The organism is Streptomyces sp. NPDC041205 (assembly GCF_055591765.1).
In genome coordinates, this window is sequence record NZ_JBVIZH010000014.1 from 112,428 (window position 1) to 127,409 (window position 14,982).

Annotated in this window: 15 protein-coding genes; 5 read left to right on the plus strand and 10 right to left on the minus strand. The window is 70.3% G+C overall.

The window, feature by feature from the left end:
- Window positions 1-73: 73 nt before the first annotated feature.
- On the minus strand, window positions 74-715 hold the full coding sequence (locus tag ACZ6BG_RS36940; protein WP_469010153.1) for a DUF4360 domain-containing protein: 642 nt from the start codon (window positions 713-715) through the stop codon (window positions 74-76).
- Between the two features lie 374 nt (window positions 716-1,089).
- Here ACZ6BG_RS36940 and ACZ6BG_RS36945 point away from each other — a divergent pair, with 374 nt between their 5' ends.
- Window positions 1,090-1,959, plus strand: a complete 870-nt coding sequence (locus tag ACZ6BG_RS36945) for a chitosanase (protein WP_469010155.1) — start codon at window positions 1,090-1,092, stop codon at window positions 1,957-1,959.
- A 118-nt stretch (window positions 1,960-2,077) separates the two neighbouring features.
- On the opposite strand, the gene ACZ6BG_RS36950 is transcribed toward ACZ6BG_RS36945, so the two are convergent.
- The 8 genes from ACZ6BG_RS36950 to ACZ6BG_RS36985 all read right to left on the minus strand — a co-directional run bounded on the left by ACZ6BG_RS36950 (window position 2,078) and on the right by ACZ6BG_RS36985 (window position 9,426).
- Window positions 2,078-3,565, minus strand: a complete 1,488-nt coding sequence (locus ACZ6BG_RS36950) for a nucleobase:cation symporter-2 family protein (RefSeq protein ID WP_469010157.1) — start codon at window positions 3,563-3,565, stop codon at window positions 2,078-2,080.
- A 230-nt stretch (window positions 3,566-3,795) separates the two neighbouring features.
- Window positions 3,796-5,196 carry an 8-oxoguanine deaminase gene (locus ACZ6BG_RS36955; protein ID WP_469010159.1) on the minus strand — a complete coding sequence of 467 codons (1,401 nt, stop codon included), beginning with the start codon at window positions 5,194-5,196 and terminating at the stop codon, window positions 3,796-3,798.
- Window positions 5,197-5,241: 45 nt separating this feature from the next.
- On the minus strand, window positions 5,242-6,660 hold the full coding sequence (locus ACZ6BG_RS36960; RefSeq protein ID WP_469010162.1) for a nucleobase:cation symporter-2 family protein: 1,419 nt from the start codon (window positions 6,658-6,660) through the stop codon (window positions 5,242-5,244).
- A gap of 62 nt (window positions 6,661-6,722) precedes the next feature.
- Window positions 6,723-7,694, minus strand: a complete 972-nt coding sequence (gene pucL, locus ACZ6BG_RS36965; RefSeq protein ID WP_469010164.1) for a factor-independent urate hydroxylase — start codon at window positions 7,692-7,694, stop codon at window positions 6,723-6,725.
- A 5-nt stretch (window positions 7,695-7,699) separates the two neighbouring features.
- Complete coding sequence (uraH, locus tag ACZ6BG_RS36970; RefSeq protein ID WP_469010167.1) at window positions 7,700-8,107, minus strand: hydroxyisourate hydrolase; 408 nt, start codon at window positions 8,105-8,107, stop codon at window positions 7,700-7,702.
- A complete protein-coding gene (uraD, locus tag ACZ6BG_RS36975) occupies window positions 8,104-8,616 on the minus strand; it encodes a 2-oxo-4-hydroxy-4-carboxy-5-ureidoimidazoline decarboxylase (RefSeq protein WP_469010169.1) in 513 nt (170 codons plus the stop codon). The genes uraH and uraD overlap by 4 nt, the downstream gene beginning before the upstream one ends.
- Window positions 8,617-8,785: 169 nt before the next feature.
- Window positions 8,786-9,163, minus strand: a complete 378-nt coding sequence (locus ACZ6BG_RS36980; RefSeq protein ID WP_469010173.1) for a helix-turn-helix domain-containing protein — start codon at window positions 9,161-9,163, stop codon at window positions 8,786-8,788.
- The gene (locus ACZ6BG_RS36985; RefSeq protein WP_469010176.1) at window positions 9,160-9,426 is read right to left on the minus strand and encodes a hypothetical protein; all 267 of its coding nucleotides are present in this window, start codon (window positions 9,424-9,426) and stop codon (window positions 9,160-9,162) included. The genes ACZ6BG_RS36980 and ACZ6BG_RS36985 overlap by 4 nt, the downstream gene beginning before the upstream one ends.
- 169 nt (window positions 9,427-9,595) lie before the next feature.
- Between ACZ6BG_RS36985 and ACZ6BG_RS36990 the strand changes: the two genes are divergently transcribed.
- The 3 genes from ACZ6BG_RS36990 to ACZ6BG_RS37000 all read left to right on the plus strand — a co-directional run bounded on the left by ACZ6BG_RS36990 (window position 9,596) and on the right by ACZ6BG_RS37000 (window position 13,029).
- Window positions 9,596-10,435 (plus strand): TIM barrel protein, encoded by an 840-nt coding sequence (locus tag ACZ6BG_RS36990; protein ID WP_469010180.1) that lies wholly within the window; start codon window positions 9,596-9,598, stop codon window positions 10,433-10,435.
- A 44-nt stretch (window positions 10,436-10,479) separates the two neighbouring features.
- Window positions 10,480-11,370 (plus strand): 2-hydroxy-3-oxopropionate reductase, encoded by an 891-nt coding sequence (locus ACZ6BG_RS36995; protein ID WP_469010182.1) that lies wholly within the window; start codon window positions 10,480-10,482, stop codon window positions 11,368-11,370.
- 201 nt (window positions 11,371-11,571) lie between these two features.
- Window positions 11,572-13,029 carry a catalase gene (locus ACZ6BG_RS37000; protein WP_469010184.1) on the plus strand — a complete coding sequence of 486 codons (1,458 nt, stop codon included), beginning with the start codon at window positions 11,572-11,574 and terminating at the stop codon, window positions 13,027-13,029.
- Window positions 13,030-13,451: 422 nt separating this feature from the next.
- On the opposite strand, the gene ACZ6BG_RS37005 is transcribed toward ACZ6BG_RS37000, so the two are convergent.
- Window positions 13,452-14,039: a YdeI/OmpD-associated family protein gene (locus ACZ6BG_RS37005; protein WP_469010185.1), complete on the minus strand. Its 588-nt coding sequence runs from the start codon at window positions 14,037-14,039 to the stop codon at window positions 13,452-13,454.
- Window positions 14,040-14,167: 128 nt separating this feature from the next.
- Between ACZ6BG_RS37005 and ACZ6BG_RS37010 the strand changes: the two genes are divergently transcribed.
- Window positions 14,168-14,857 (plus strand): hypothetical protein, encoded by a 690-nt coding sequence (locus ACZ6BG_RS37010; protein WP_469010187.1) that lies wholly within the window; start codon window positions 14,168-14,170, stop codon window positions 14,855-14,857.
- The last annotated feature ends 125 nt before the right edge of the window (window positions 14,858-14,982 follow it).

Consider the following 14,982-nt stretch of genomic DNA (forward strand, 5'->3'; position numbering starts at 1 on the left):
CGGACGGAAGCAGCATTCCGCCGCGGGCGCGACCCCCTCACCAGGAACTGGTCAGTGCCTCACCCGGGCGCGATCAGGGGCACTCCTTCCACTTCACGCGGTAGATGGTGCTGATGTCCCCGTCGGTGGAGTCCATCGTCATGAAGCTGGTCTTGGTGCGGTCCGAGGTGCCGAGGTCGACGCGCAGCTCGGTGTTGATGTTGAAGTTGCGCTGTTTGCCGCAGGGCGCCCACACCAGCTGGGTGACCTCGGTCTCGTCGGTGGCCTGCCAGTTGTCGGCGACCGGGCCGTTGAAGGAGTGCGTCTTGGTTCCCGTGTCCGGGGAACCCTGGAAGTAGTACGACGCCTTCTCGGTGCCCTTGGCGCCCCTCTCCAGTGCCGCGAAGCCGCGGTAGTCGGCGCTCGCGATCGCGTAGGTGAAGCCGTGGGGGACGTGAACGACCAGGCTGAGCTGGCAGTTCTTGCGGAACGCCGTGGGGGCGGAATTGCCGCCCGCTTGGGCGAGGTAGTCGCTGTAGGTGACGGTGAAGGCCGTGTTGTCCTCGGAGACGGCGACGGCGGCGGTCCCTCTGGGGCAGCCCGAGCCGTTCACGGTAGCGACGTCGATCACGATCTTGTCCGGCGGCGGGTCGGAGAAACCCGACGGATCCTGCGCGGGCAGACCCGCGCCGATCAGGGCGGCGAGTGCGCCCCCGGCGAGCAGTGCAACGGACATGGTTCTCCCATTCTTGCTTCGGCCCACGGCGGCACGCGCGCAGGGCGCGGCGCCGTGAGGTGGGGGATGTAGCCGTGCTGGGAGGAACTGACTCAGCCCTCGCACGGGGGCCACGAGCGGCCCGCGAGCGATGAGCGGAGGCTGAGGGTGCTGGGATAGTACGGACCAGGGTGAGCAGCGGCTAGGTCGATGACCGGCCATGTATGGGCGAAGTCGCGCGGCCCGTGGGGCGTCCGGGGCGCGGGTCGCGGGCCCGGGAGGGCGCCACACCTCCGACGACTCTCGCTTGACGGGTATACGTCACCTTCAAACTCTGGTAGGAAACCTTCCTAACAGAACAGCGGAACGCTGAACTCCCCCACCTGGAGGACCCGTTGCACGCTCACCGCTCCCCCCACCGGCGCACCACGCGACGTGCCGTGATCGGCCTGGTCGGCGCCACCCTGGTCGCCGGTTCCCTGGCCCTGACCCAGACCGCGGGCGCCGCCCCGGCCCCGGCGCCCGCGAGCGCCGCTCCCTCGGTCTCCGCCGCCGCCGGGCTCGACGACCCGGCGAAGAAGGAGATCGCGATGAAGCTGGTCTCCAGCGCGGAGAACTCCTCGCTCGACTGGAAGGCGCAGTACGGCTACATCGAGGACATCGACGACGGCCGCGGCTACACGGCGGGCATCATCGGCTTCTGTTCCGGCACCGGCGACATGCTCGACCTCGTCGAGCTGTACACCCAGCGCAAGCCCGGCAACGTCCTGGCGAAGTACCTGCCCGCGCTGCGCGAGGTCGACGGCAGCGACTCGCACGAGGGCCTGGACCCGAACTTCACCAAGGACTGGAAGAAGGCCGCGCAGGACTCCGCGTTCCAGAAGGCCCAGAACGACGAGCGCGACCGGGTCTACTTCAACCCTGCGGTCAAGCAGGGCAAGGCCGACGGCATCGGCGCGCTCGGCCAGTTCGCCTACTACGACGCGATCGTCATGCACGGCGACGGCGGCGACAGCACCAGCTTCAGCAACATACGCAAGCGCGCCCTCACCAAGGCCAAGCCCCCGGCGCAGGGCGGCGACGAGATCAAGTACCTGCACGCGTTCCTCGACGCCCGGGTCTGGGCGATGAAGCAGGAGGCTGCCCACGAGGACACCAGCCGCGTGGACACCGCGCAGCGCGTGTTCCTCAACAAGAAGAACCTGAACCTGAACCCGCCGCTCGACTGGAAGGTCTACGGCGATTCCTTCCACATCGGCGGCTAGCCGCCACCGACGCGGGCGGGGCGGTGACCTCGACGGAGCTGTGCCGCTGACGTCCTGTCGGGTGCGGTGCCCGCGGCACGCACGCCTGAGCGCGTGCCGCGGGCGCCACGGCGCTTCGTCAGTGCACCCCGGCGGCGGAGGACCCCGCGGACGAGGAGTGTGTGCGCTGTTCGGCGATCTCCCCGCCGGGCTCCATGGGCGCGGTGACCTCGTCGTCCTCGCTGCCCTTGCCGGTGTGGTTGAACAGCAGGTTCAGGACGACCGCGGCGACGCAGCCGGTGGAGATGCCGGAGTCCAGGATGATCTTCGCGGTCTCCGGGAACGCGTGGTAGAACTCCGGCGCGGAGATGGGGATCAGGCCCACCGCGAGGGAGACGGCGACGATCAGGACGTTGTTGTCCTTCTCCAGGCCCGCCTTGACGAGGGTCTGGATGCCGCTCGCGGCGACCGAGCCGAACAGGACGACGCCCGCGCCGCCGAGCACCGGACGGGGCACGACCGCGATCAGCGAGGCGGCCATCGGGCACAGGCCCATCAGGACGAGGAAGCCGCCGCCGGTCGCGACGACGTACCGGCTGCGGATCTTCGTCATCGCGACGAGGCCGATGTTCTGCGCGAAGGCGCTGCACATGAAGCCGTTGAAGAGCGGGCTGACGGCGGAGCCGAGGGTGTCGGCCCGCAGGCCCGCGGCGATGGTCTTCTCGTCGGCGGGGCGGTCCACGATCTCACCGAGGGCGAGCATGTCGGCCGTCGACTCGGTCATGGAGACGACCATGACGACACAGAGCGAGACGATCGCGGCGGCGGCGAACTGCGGGGCGCCGAAGTGGAACGGCGTCGGGAAGCCGACCACGTCCGCGTCGGCGACCGGCCCGAAGTCCGTGACGTCGAAGGGGATCGCGACGAGCGTGCCGATCACGAGGCCGAGCAGCACCGCGATCTGCTTGACGAAGCCGCGCGTGAAGCGACGGAGCAGAAGGACGATCACGAGGGTGACGCCCGCGAGGGAGAGGAACTTGGTCGAGCCGTAGTCGTCGGCCGCCGGGTTCGGGCCCTGCATCCAGCCGAAGGCAACCGGCATCAGGGAGATGCCGATGAGGGTGATGACCGTACCCGTCACCACCGGCGGGAAGAAGCGGACCATCTTCGAGAAGAACGGCGCGGCTATGAAGCCGAGCAGGCCCGCGACGATCACCGCGCCGAAGATGATCGGCAGCGCGTCGTCCTTGTCCTTGGTGGAGTCGACGACCGCGAGCATGGGTGCGACACCGGCGAAGGTGACGCCGTTGACGAAGGGCAGGCGGGCGCCGATCTTCCAGATGCCGAGCGTCTGGAGGAAGGTCGCGAGTCCTGCGGTGAACAGACAGGCGCCGGTGAGGAAGGTGAGTTCCTTCGCCGAGAGGCCGACGGCGGCGCCCACGATGAGCGGCGGCGCGACGACGCCCGCGTACATGGCGGCGACGTGCTGCAGGCCGGTGGTGGCCATCTTCAGCGCGGGCAGCTTCTCGTCGACGGGGTGCACGTCGGCTGTCGTGCCGTCGGGGCGTGGGGTCCCTTCGGGCTGTGGGGTGGTGCCTTGCTTGGTGAACCTGGGCTTGGTCGCCACTGCGGCTCCTCCGTTTGTTTTCCTGTGCCGGCTGCGGACCGGCACGCGCTTCTGGGAGGTGGTGCGTGATGCAAGGACTTGCTCGATATGCGGTTGTTGAAGCGCCCAGGCAGTACTGACCGCCCCGGCAACGTGAAGCTTTGGGCCACGTTCCGGGGCGGCACTCGAGCAGCCCGCTCGGCTGCTCGAGTCCGGTCGGGGGCCGTCCCCCCCGACCGGAGATCCAGGGGTCAGCTCCCCGCGGCGATGCGCGCGAGTCGCTGCGCCTCGTCCCGCGTGACGCGGGCGATGGCGTCCTCGTCGGCGTGGAGCAGTCGTCCGTTCTCGACGACCGGCTCGCCGTTCACGAGGGAGAGGGTCACCGGCGCGGCCGCGCCGAAGACGATGGCGGTGACCGGGTCGGCGATCGAGGAGTGTCCGATGCCGTCGATCTTCCACAGGACCAGGTCGGCGAGCTTGCCCGCTTCCAGGGAGCCGATCTGGCTCGCCCGGCCGAGGACCTGGGCACCGCCGTACGTCCCGAGGCGCAGGGCCTGACGGGCGTTCAGGGCGGCTTCCTTGTGGGCGCCCAGGCGGTTGATGAGGAGCGCGTTGCGCAGTTCGGTGTGCAGTTCGCCGGACTCGTTGGACGCGGTGCCGTCCACGCCGAGGCCGACGGGGACGCCCGCGGCGAGCATGTCGGGTACGCGGGCGATGCCGGCGGCGAGGCGGGCGTTGGAGGAGGGGCAGTGGGCGACGCCGGTGCCGGTGCGCGCGAACGCCTCGATGTCGGAGTCGTTCATGTGGACGCAGTGCGCCATCCACACGTCCTCACCGAGCCAGCCGGTGGACGCGAAGTAGTCGGTCGGGCCCAGGCCGAACAACTCGTGGCAGAACTTCTCCTCCTCGACCGTCTCGCTGCCGTGGGTGTGCAGACGTACGCCGAGGCGGCGCGCCAACTCGGCTCCCTGCTTCATGAGTTCGGTGGAGACGGAGAACGGCGAGCAGGGGGCGACGGCCACCTGCGTCATGGCGCCGAAGGAGGCGTCGTGGTGCTTGTTGACCGTCTCCTCGGTGGCGGCGAGCGCGCCTTCGAGGGTCTCGACGGCGAAGTCCGGCGGCAGGCCGCCGTCCTTCTCGCTGCGGTCCATGGAGCCGCGCGCCAGGGTGAAGCGCACGCCCATCTCGCGGGCCGCCCCGATGATGGCGCCGGACAGGTCGCCGGAGCCCTTGGGGTAGACGTAGTGGTGGTCCATGGCGGTGGTGACGCCGCCGCGGGCCATCATGCCGAGGGAGCCCTGCGCGGCGGCGCGGACCATGTCCTCGTCGATGCGGGCCCACGTCGGGTACAGCGCCACCAGCCAGTTGAACAGGTTGTGGTCGGTGGCGAGGCCCCGGGTGATCCACTGGTAGAAGTGGTGGTGCGTGTTGACCAGGCCGGGGGTGGCCAGGTGGCCGGTGCCGTCCACACGGCGTACGACGTTCTCCAGGCCCTCGGGGGCCTTCCCCGCGCCGATCGACTCGATCGTGTTGCCCGCGACGACCACGTACCCCGAGGCGTACTCGGTGTCGTCGGCGTCCACGGTCGCGATGGCGCAGTTCTCGATGACGATGCGCTCGACGGCGCCGCCGGGGGTTGCCGATGCTGCCATGGTGCTTCCTTCTCGTGGGAGTGGCGATGAGGGCACGGCATGACCCTAGGGAGATTTGAGTGCCGTGGCCGCGTTCTGCGCGGTGCCACGGGTGCCGAGGTGGTGGAAGAACAGGTTGAGCGAGACCGCGGTGAGCGCGCCCGCGCTGATGCCGGAGCCGAGGACGGTCTGGGCCCACGCGGGGAAGTCCGCGTAGAAGGTGGGCGCGGCGAGCGGGATGATGCCCGCTCCGAGCGACACGGCCACCAGGATGATGTTGGAGCTGTCGTCCAGGCCCGCCTCGGAGAGCGCACGGATGCCGCTGACCGCGATGGACCCGAAGAGGACGATGCCCGCGCCGCCGAGCACCGGCATCGGTACGAGGCTGACGACCGCGCCTAGCGCCGGGAAGGTGCCGAGCACGATGAGCGCACCGCCCGCGACGGCGACGACGTAGCGGCTGCGGACCCGGGTCAGGGAGACGACGCCGACGTTCTGCGCGAAGGCGGAGGTCGGGAAGCCGCCGAAGACGGGGCCGACCAGGGTGGCGATGCCGTCGGTGCGCAGGCCCCGGGTGATGGTCCTGCCGTCCGTCCCGCGCTCGCAGATCTCGCCGAGGGCGAGCATCCCGGCGCTGGACTCCGTCATCAGGACGAGCATCACGATGCACAGGGAGAGGATCGCGGCGGGCTGGAACTCGGGGGCGCCGAAGGCGAACGGCTCGGGCACGGCGGCGACCGGCGCGGACTTCAGGGCGGCGAAGTCGGCCATCCCGAACGGGATCGCGGCGAGCGTGCCGATGAACAGGCCCATGAGCAGGGCGACTTGCTTGAGGAAGCCGCGGGCGAAGCGCTGGAAGAGCAGGATCACCACGAGCGTGAAGGCGGCGAGCGCCAGGAAGCGCATGTCGCCGAAGTCGGCGGCCTCCTTGTCGCCGCCCTGCGCCCAGGTGACGGGCACGGGCATCAGCGTCACACCGATGAGCGTGATGACGACGCCGGTGACGAGCGGCGGGAAGAAGCGCAGGAGCCGCCCGAAGAAGGGTCCGACGGCGAGACAGAACACGCCCGCGACCATCACCGCGCCGTAGATCGCGGGGAGTTGGTGTCCCGTCGCGCTGTTCTCGGCGATGGCGAGGATCGGGGCGATGCCCGCGGAGGACGCGGCGTTCACGAACGGCAGGCGGTTGCCCACCACGCCTTTGACGCCGAGGGTCTGGAGCAGGGTGGCGAGCCCGGCGATGAGCAGGCCGGCCGCGATGAGCCGGGTCTGGGCGGCGGTGTCGAGGCCGACGGCCTGGCCGATGATGAGCGGAGGGGTGACGACGCCCGCGTACATGGCGGCGATGTGCTGGAGCGCGGCGGGGACCAGCCGCGAGGGGTGGAGCTTCTCGTCCACCGGGTGACACTCGTCCACCGGCTGACGCTCATCTACCGGCTGACAGACGGGAGTTGACTCACCGTCAGGTATTGCGGGCTGTGCCATGGCTGTCGTTCCCTCCGGTGTGGCGCGCCCCGGCGCATCGGTGCCGGGGCGCGCGTCCCGCGTCAGAGGTTGGTCATGTCGACCGGGATCCTCGCCTCGGTGCCGTCGCGCAGGATGGTGGCCTCGATGAGGCCGTAGGGCCGGTCGGCCGCGTAGTAGACCGCGCCGTCCTTGGCGTCGTTGTCCAGACCGCAGAAGGACAGGTCCTGGCGGAAGTGGTGCTTGTTGGGCGCGGAGAAGCGGATCTCGTCGATCTCGCCGCGGTTGTTCAGGACCCGCGTGCCCATCTGGTACAGCGTCTGCTGGAGCGAGAGGGAGTAGGTCTCCACGAAGGCCTGCAGGATGTGCTTCTTGGCCTGCTCGTAGGACTTCTCCCAGTTCGGCATGCGCTGCTCGTCACTGGTCCAGTTGTGCCGCCACCACGTCGAGAGGGACGTGGCGAGGATGCGGTCGTAGTCCTCCTTGAGCGTCGTGTACTTGTCCTTGATGTAGCCCCAGAACTCGGAGTTCGTGGAGTTCATCACGGTCAGGTCCTTCAGACCGCTCAGGATCTCGAAGTTCGCTCCCCCGTCACCGTCGGCGGTGTAGGTGATCTGGGCGAGCCGCGTCTCCTGGCCCTTGCGCACGAAGGAGTGCTTGACCTCGTCGGCGCCTATGAACCGCGAGTGGGAATCGGAGGCGGTGATGCGCTCCCAGGCGTACTCCTCGATGCGGATGCGCGCCCGGTGGATGGAGGGCTGGCTGTCCACGAAGTGCCGCGCGAGGTGGATGCCGTACTGCTCGGCGGACTCGATGCCGTGTTCCTTGGCGAACGCGAAGCAGGTGTTCTTCGTGGTGTCCGTCGGCAGGCAGTTGGCATTCGAGCCGCTGTAGTGCACGTCGTCCAGGTCGCCGGAGAGGGCGACGGAGACGTTGAGGTCCTTGATGTGGTGGGTGTCGCCGTCCCGCGTGATCTTGACGACCCGGTTCTCGGCCTTGCCGTACTGGTTCTGCCCCAGGATCACAGGGCGGGCCCGGCGGGAATCGTCTGTCATGTCTGCTAGCTCCCTCGGTAAACGGAGTAGCCGAACGGGTTGAGCAGCAGCGGTACGTGATAGTGCTCGCCCGGTACGACGGCGAACGTGATCGCCACCTCGGGGAAGAACACTCCGCTCGCACCGCTGTCCCGATTCGCGGGGGCGTCCTGCTGCGCCTCGGCTTGCTTGGCTTGCTTGCTCAGGAAGTACGCCTCGACGGCGAAGTCGAGCCGTACGTGGGTGGTGCCCACCGGCAGCGCCGGCAGGTCCTTGCAGCGCCCGTCCGCGTCGGTGCCCGAGCCGCCGAGCGCGGCCCAGTCCGCGCCGTCGCCACCGCGGGCGGCGAGCGTGATGGCGACCCCCTCGGCGGGGCGGCCGACGCTGGTGTCCAGGATGTGCGTGGACACGGATGCGGTGGTGTCGGTGCTCATGCGGGGTCCTCCTCAAGGAGACGGGCCAGGCGGATGCGGTTGATCTTGCCGAGTTCGGCGCGGACGATCTCCCGCTCCTGCTCGGGCGAGTTGCCGATCCGGTCCCGGACCGCGTCCCGCATCTGCTCGCCGGTCCTGCCGGTGGCGCAGATGAGGAAGACGTGGCCGAACTTGTCCTGGTAGGCCAGGTTGAGGTCGAGCATCTCGGCCTTGAGCTCCTCGGACGCCCCGGCCATGCCCCGCTGCTCGCGGGACGAGGTCGGGTCTCCCGGCTTCGGGCGCCCGATGGGCGGGTGCCCCGCCATCGCCTCGGCCAGGTCGTCGGCGGTCAGCTCGGCCATGGCGGCGTCGCTGGCTGCGTAGAGGGCGTCGGCGGTGGTGAAGGGGCGCTGGGCGAGCAGCTCGCTCCCCCAGGCCGAGGAGGCGCAGGCCTCGTGGAGCTCGGCGGTGGCCGCCGGCTCCGGCAGGGCGTTGAACCGGGCCAGGCCCGGTGTCGTACGGGAAGTCACGGGGTGCCTCCGTGGCCATGTGCTGGACGGGCTGCGGAACAGCTAAGACCTTCAACAACATCCCGTCAACAGTTTGTTGAAATCATTTGAACAAAGAAGCCGCCACCCCGCGATACGGGTGACGGCTCGGCCGCGCAGCGTGACGACAGGGTCGCCCCGCGACGGGAAATCACTTGTCCTTCGCGGCGTTTTCCCTGTTCAGGTAGTTGTAGACGGTGAAGCGGCTGACCCCGAGCGCACTCGCCACGGTCTCCACGCCATGGCGCACGGAGAACGCGCCACGGGCCTCGAGTATCCGTACGACCTCCTGCTTGGCCTTGCGGTCGAGCTCCGCGAGGGGCATGCCGCGCTTGCGCTCCAGGGCGAGCAGGATGTGGTCGAGGGAGTCGGCGAGCTGCGGGAGGCGCACCGCGAGCACGTCCTCGCCCTCCCAGGCGAGCACCACATCGTCCGGACCCGCCTGCTCCGGCGGCACCATCTCCCCGCCCATGGCGTCCACCAGCGGCTTGACCGCGGCCGCGAAGGGATCGTCCCCGAAGGCGGTCACCGGGCGACCTCCCCCGGCTCGGACTCCGCGATCACATTGACCTGGAGCGAGACGCGGGTGGCACCGGCGCCCAGGGACCGGCGCAGCATCGCGTCGACGGCCGTCAGGACCGCGTCGACGTCACCCTCGGCGGTGTTGCCGAAGGGGCCGACGTCCACGGCGTCGAGGTCGGCGCCCTGGATGACGTCGCGGGCGGCCAGGGCGTGGGGCGGCGCCTCGTCGAGGTCGAAGGGCTCGGTCGTGAACTCCACTCTCAATCGCACGGCGCCAACTTAACGCGGCCTCCCGCACGCCAGGCGACCCCGCCCGATTTTCCGGCGGGGCCCGTGGCGGCTTTTCCGGCGGAGCCCCTTGACAGCTTCCGCGGATCGGATGCAACCTTCCATCAAGCAGAAATGAACTTCCGCAATACGGAAGGAGCGCGGAAGCCCCATGGGATACTCCGACCAGCGCTTCAATGTGAACCTGTCGATCCTCTTCACCGAGCTCCCGCTCCTGGAGCGGCCCGCGGCCGCCGCGAAGGCCGGCTTCGGCGCGGTCGAGCTGTGGTGGCCCTGGGTCGACGCCCCCACCCCCGAGCGGTCCGAGCTGGACGCCCTGAAGAAGGCGATCGAGGACGCGGGCGTGCGGTTGGTGGGCCTGAACTTCTACGCCGGACAACTGCCGGGCCCCGACCGCGGCGCCCTGTCGATCCCCGGCGAGGAGAGCGAGAGGTTCCGCGCGAACCTCGCGGTGGCGGCGGACTTCGCGAAGTCGCTCGGCTGCACGGCGCTGAACGCCCTGTACGGCAACCGCGTCGACGGCGTCGACCCGGCGGTCCAGGACGAACTCGCCCTGGAGAACCTGGTGCTGGCGGCCCGTGAGGCCTCTCGCGTGGGCGCGATCCTGTTGATCGAGGCGCTCAACGCCGTGGAGTCGCCGCTCTGCCCGATCGTCAGCGCGCCCAAGGCCGTCGAGATCGTGGACAAGGTGAACGCGGCGACCGGCCTCGGCAACGCCAAGTTCCTCCTCGACCTGTACCACCTCTCCATGAACGGCGAGGACCTGCCCTCGGTCATCGAGCGGTACGCCGCCAAGACCGGGCACGTGCAGATCGCGGACAACCCCGGGCGCGGCGCGCCCGGCACCGGCTCGCTCCCCCTTGAGAACCTGCTCGACCAGCTCAAGAAGGCCGGTTACGAGGGGTGGGTCGGCCTGGAGTACAAGGCGGGCGACCGCCCGAGCGCCGAGGCCTTCGACTGGCTGCCCGCCGAGGCCCGCGCAGCGCGCTGAGCGCCAACCCATCGACGTACGAAAGCAGTTAGAGAGGCACCCTCATGAGCAACCTCCCCAAGGTCGCCTGGATCGGACTCGGCATCATGGGATCGCCCATGTCCGAGAACCTGATCAAGGCGGGGTACTCCGTCACCGGCTTCACGCTGGAGCAGGACAAGCTGGACCGCCTCGCCGCGGCGGGCGGCACCGCCGCGAAGTCGATCGCCGAGGCCGTCGGGGACGCCGACGTGATCGTCACGATGGTGCCCGCGTCGCCGCAGGTCGAGGCCATCGCGTACGGCCCGGACGGCATCCTGGAGAACGCGAAGTCGGGCGCGCTGCTCGTCGACATGTCGTCGATCACGCCGCAGACCTCCGTCGACCTGGCGAAGGCCGCCAAGGACAAGGGCGTCCGCGTCCTGGACGCCCCGGTGTCCGGCGGCGAGGCCGGTGCCATCGAGGCCGTGCTCTCCATCATGGTCGGCGGCGAGCAGGCCGACTTCGACGCGGCCAGGCCGCTCCTCGACGCGCTCGGCAAGACCATCGTGCTGTGCGGCCCGCACGGCTCCGGCCAGACGGTGAAGGCCGCGAACCAGCTGATCGTCGCCGTCAACATCCAGGCGTGCGCCGAGGCCGTGGTCTTCCTGGAGAAGTCGGGCGTGGACCTGACGGCGGCCCTGGACGTCCTGGGCGGCGGCCTCGCCGGATCGACCGTCCTGACCCGCAAGAAGGACAACTTCCTGAACCGCGACTTCAAGCCGGGCTTCCGCATCGACCTGCACCACAAGGACATGGGCATCGTCACGGACGCCGCCCGCAACGTCGGCGCGGCCCTGCCCGTCGGCGCCGTGGTCGCCCAGCTCGTCGCCTCCTTGCGCGCACAGGGCGACGGCGGCCTCGACCACTCCGCGCTGCTCCGCTCCGTCGAGCGCCTCTCCGGCGCCCGGCTCTGACCGCGGGCCGCAGGCCGTAGAGCACCCCAGACTTCCGGGCCGCGGTGGCGTTGACACCTGTCCTGTCGCGCCCAGACGCCGCCGCGGCCCGGAACCCTCACCCTTCTCATCAACTTCAACAAACTGTTGACGCAGCAGCTCAGGGGTCCTTACGCTCCCCATCACGTCAGCAGCCACAGCACGGAAGGCCGACCCACCACCATGTCGCAGCGTGTGCTCACGACCGAGTCCGGCGCTCCTGTCGCCGACAACCAGAACTCCGCTTCCGCCGGTGTCGGCGGCCCGCTGCTCCTCCAGGACCAGCACCTGTTGGAGAAGCTCGCCCGCTTCAACCGCGAGCGGATCCCGGAGCGCGTCGTGCACGCCCGCGGCTCGGGCGCCTACGGCTACTTCGAGGTGACCGACGACGTCACCGCGTACACCTCCGCCGCCTTCCTCGGCGAGGTGGGCAAGCGCACGGAGACCTTCCTGCGGTTCTCCACCGTGGCCGACAGCCTCGGCGGCGCGGACGCGGTCCGCGACCCGCGCGGCTTCGCGGTGAAGTTCTACACCGAGGAGGGGAACTACGACCTCGTCGGCAACAACACCCCGGTGTTCTTCATCAAGGACCCGCTGAAGTTCCCCGACTTCATCCACTCGCAGAAGCGCGACCCGTTCACGGGCAAGCAGGAGCCGGACAACGTCTGGGACTTCTGGGCACACGCCCCCGAGGCCACGCACCAGGTGACCTGGCTGATGGGCGACCGCGGCATCCCGGCGTCGTACCGCCACATGAACGGCTACGGCTCGCACACCTACCAGTGGACGAACGCCCAGGGCGAGGCCTCCTTCGTCAAGTACCACTTCAAGACGAACCAGGGCATCCGCTGCCTCTCCGCCGAGCAGGGCGCGGAACTCGCCGGCAAGGACGCCAACTCCCACCAGACGGACCTGCTCCAGGCCATCGAGCGGGGCGTGAACCCGTCCTGGACCCTGCACGTGCAGATCATGCCGGCGGCCGACGCGGCGAACTACCGCTTCAACCCCTTCGACCTCACCAAGGTGTGGCCGCACAGCGACTACCCGCTGCGGCGCGTGGGCCGCCTGGTCCTCGACCGCAACCCCGACAACGTCTTCGCCGAGGTCGAGCAGTCCGCGTTCTCGCCGAACAACTTCGTGCCGGGCATCGGTCCCTCGCCGGACAAGATGCTCCAGGGCCGCCTGTTCGCGTACGCCGACGCGCACCGCTACCGCCTGGGCGTCAACCACACCCAGCTCGCCGTGAACGCCCCGAAGGCGACCGTCGCGGACAACTACGGCCGCGACGGCCTCATGGCCACCAACGCCTACGGCCGCGACCGCAGGAACTACGAGCCGAACTCCTACGACGGCCCCACCGAGACCGGCAGGCCCCTGTCGGCCCCGCTGGCCGTGGGCGGCCACACCGGCACGCACGAGGCCCCGGCCCACACCAAGGACGACGACTTCTACCAGGCGGGCGAGCTGTACCGGCTGATGTCGGCCGAGGAGAAGTCCCGCCTGGTCGCGAACATCGCGGGCGGTCTCTCGCAGGTCTCCCGCGACGACGTCATCGAGAAGAACCTCGCCCACTTCCACGCCGCCGACGCCGACTACGGCAAGCGCGTCGAGGAGGCGGTCCGCGCCCTGCGCGACGACTGAGGTCCGCCACCAACCCCAAGGCTGCGCGGGGGACTTGACGGGAGGTCAGTCCCCCCGCGCGGAGACCCGCACCACCGTGGACCCGGATGAGGGGTGGTCCCACGGCGGGCGGGACGACGAGGACCGCGGCGGCTCGGGCGAGCCAGTGCGGTGGTGAAGGTCTTCCGGCACGCCTTCGACCTGAGAAGGCGCCGCCCGGGGGCTGTCGCCCGTGCCGCCGCGGTCCCGGCACCCCTCCCTCTGGTCCCTCCCTGATCTCCTTTGCCCCCCGATCCCCTCTGTTCTCCCGATCCCCACTGTTCTCCCCAGATTCCGCCCGGCGGCGCGTATGCATGTTCCGCCAGTCGCACGCCGTCGGGCGGCAGCAACTCCCGAACCCCCGGGGCACATCGCGCCCCGGGGGCTTCGTCGTCCCCGGGGCCTCAGCGCACCTTCTCCCCCGCCGCCAGCGTCGCGACCATCCGCTCCAGGCGCGCGGCCCGCGTGCGCTCCGTCCGCGCCGTCCGCGCCGTCTGCAGCCGCAGGATCACCCGGAACCGGTCCGTCCTGCCGAGCCCGTCGTACGTCCGGGCGGCCCGGGGTTCGGCGGCCAGCGCGGCCGCGAGGTCGTCGGGGACGCTCGCCTCGGCCTGCGGGTCGTACGCGGCGTCCCAGCGGCCGTCCGCCTTCGCCGCCGCGATCTCGGCGAGGCCGCGCGGACGCACCCGGCCCGCGGCGATCAGTGCCTCCACCCGGTCGATGTTCCGCTTCGACCAGGTGCCGCGCGGGCGGCGCGGAGTGATCTTCTGCAGGAAGTACGTGTCGTCGTGGCGGCGCCGCTGACCGTCGATCCACCCGAAGCACAGCTCCAGGTCGATCACCTCGTCCGTCGTCACGGAGGCGACGCCCGACGCCTTCTTGGCCAGCTTCAGCCAGATGCCGGGGCTGTCCTCGTGATGCGCGTCCAGCCACTCCTCCAGAGCGCTCCGGTCGGCGAACGTGCGGACCGGGAGCCCGTCGAACGTCTCCATGGCAGGACTCCTTCGATCCGTACGTACGCGCCTCCCGCCACGGTATACGGCCCCCTCCCCCGCACGGCGGAGACGGTCCGGCGCACGGGCTGACGATCTCCGCCCGCGCGGGCGGAAGAGTAACTGTCATGACGACGACCGCAGTTCACGAGGACGCCATCCGCACGGGCACGGGCACGGACCAGGGCAGGGACACCGGGTGGGGCATCGACTCAGGCTCGGGCACGGGCGCGGGCATCGACGCGGGCTGGGCCCCGGGCACGGGCATGGACGCAGACCCAGGCACAGGCACTGCTGCGGCCGCCCGCACGCGTACCGGCACCGAGCGTCCCGTCCCCCGGTGGGCCGAGCGCGTCGCCCACGTCATTCCCCTCGTGCTGCTCGCCCAGTGCGTGTGGCGGCTCCCCTTCGCCTTCGGGTTCGACATGGGCACCGGCACGGGGTCCATCGGCAGCCTGTGGATCTCGGTGCCGTACATCTTCGCTCTGAGCCTGCTCACGGAGGCACTGGCCCTGCTGGCCTTCGGGCTCGTGCGGGGCTGGGGCGAGGTGGTGCCGGACTGGGTCCCGCTGCTGGGCGGGCGGCCGCTGAACCGCTGGGTCGCGGTGGTGCCCGCGACGCTCGGCGGTCTCGGCGCGACCGCCCTGTTCGGGCCCTTCACCCTCGGCGCCCTCGGCCTCGGCGTCTCCTTCGGGGAGTTCGACAGCGCCTTCTGGGAGTTCCTGTTCCGGGCCTGCGTCCTGCCGGTCGGCCTGTGGGGGCCGCTGGTCCTGGCCCTGACCGTGCACTACTTCGTACGCCGCCGCCCGTCGGCCTGACCGGCCGGGCCCTCGCGGGGCGCCCCAGTCCCACCCCTTCTCCGAAACCACGGGCTCCGCCCCTGGCCCCCGGGGATGGGTGCCCCCTTCGGGTGGGAGAGTCCTCCGCCGAATCGGCGCTCCGC

What these genes read in the sequence shown, in the direction of transcription:
- pucL (WP_469010164.1), bottom strand. Translation starts at nt 7,694, where the DNA reads ATGACAGACGATTCCCGCCGGGCCCGCCCTGTGATCCTGGGGCAGAAC.
- ACZ6BG_RS36955 (WP_469010159.1), bottom strand. Translation starts at nt 5,196, where the DNA reads ATGGCAGCATCGGCAACCCCCGGCGGCGCCGTCGAGCGCATCGTCATC.
- uraH (WP_469010167.1), bottom strand. Translation starts at nt 8,107, where the DNA reads ATGAGCACCGACACCACCGCATCCGTGTCCACGCACATCCTGGACACC.
- ACZ6BG_RS37010 (WP_469010187.1), top strand. Translation starts at nt 14,168, where the DNA reads ATGACGACGACCGCAGTTCACGAGGACGCCATCCGCACGGGCACGGGC.
- ACZ6BG_RS37005 (WP_469010185.1), bottom strand. Translation starts at nt 14,039, where the DNA reads ATGGAGACGTTCGACGGGCTCCCGGTCCGCACGTTCGCCGACCGGAGC.
- ACZ6BG_RS36960 (WP_469010162.1), bottom strand. Translation starts at nt 6,660, where the DNA reads ATGGCACAGCCCGCAATACCTGACGGTGAGTCAACTCCCGTCTGTCAG.
- ACZ6BG_RS36995 (WP_469010182.1), top strand. Translation starts at nt 10,480, where the DNA reads ATGAGCAACCTCCCCAAGGTCGCCTGGATCGGACTCGGCATCATGGGA.
- ACZ6BG_RS37000 (WP_469010184.1), top strand. Translation starts at nt 11,572, where the DNA reads ATGTCGCAGCGTGTGCTCACGACCGAGTCCGGCGCTCCTGTCGCCGAC.
- ACZ6BG_RS36990 (WP_469010180.1), top strand. Translation starts at nt 9,596, where the DNA reads ATGGGATACTCCGACCAGCGCTTCAATGTGAACCTGTCGATCCTCTTC.
- ACZ6BG_RS36940 (WP_469010153.1), bottom strand. Translation starts at nt 715, where the DNA reads ATGTCCGTTGCACTGCTCGCCGGGGGCGCACTCGCCGCCCTGATCGGC.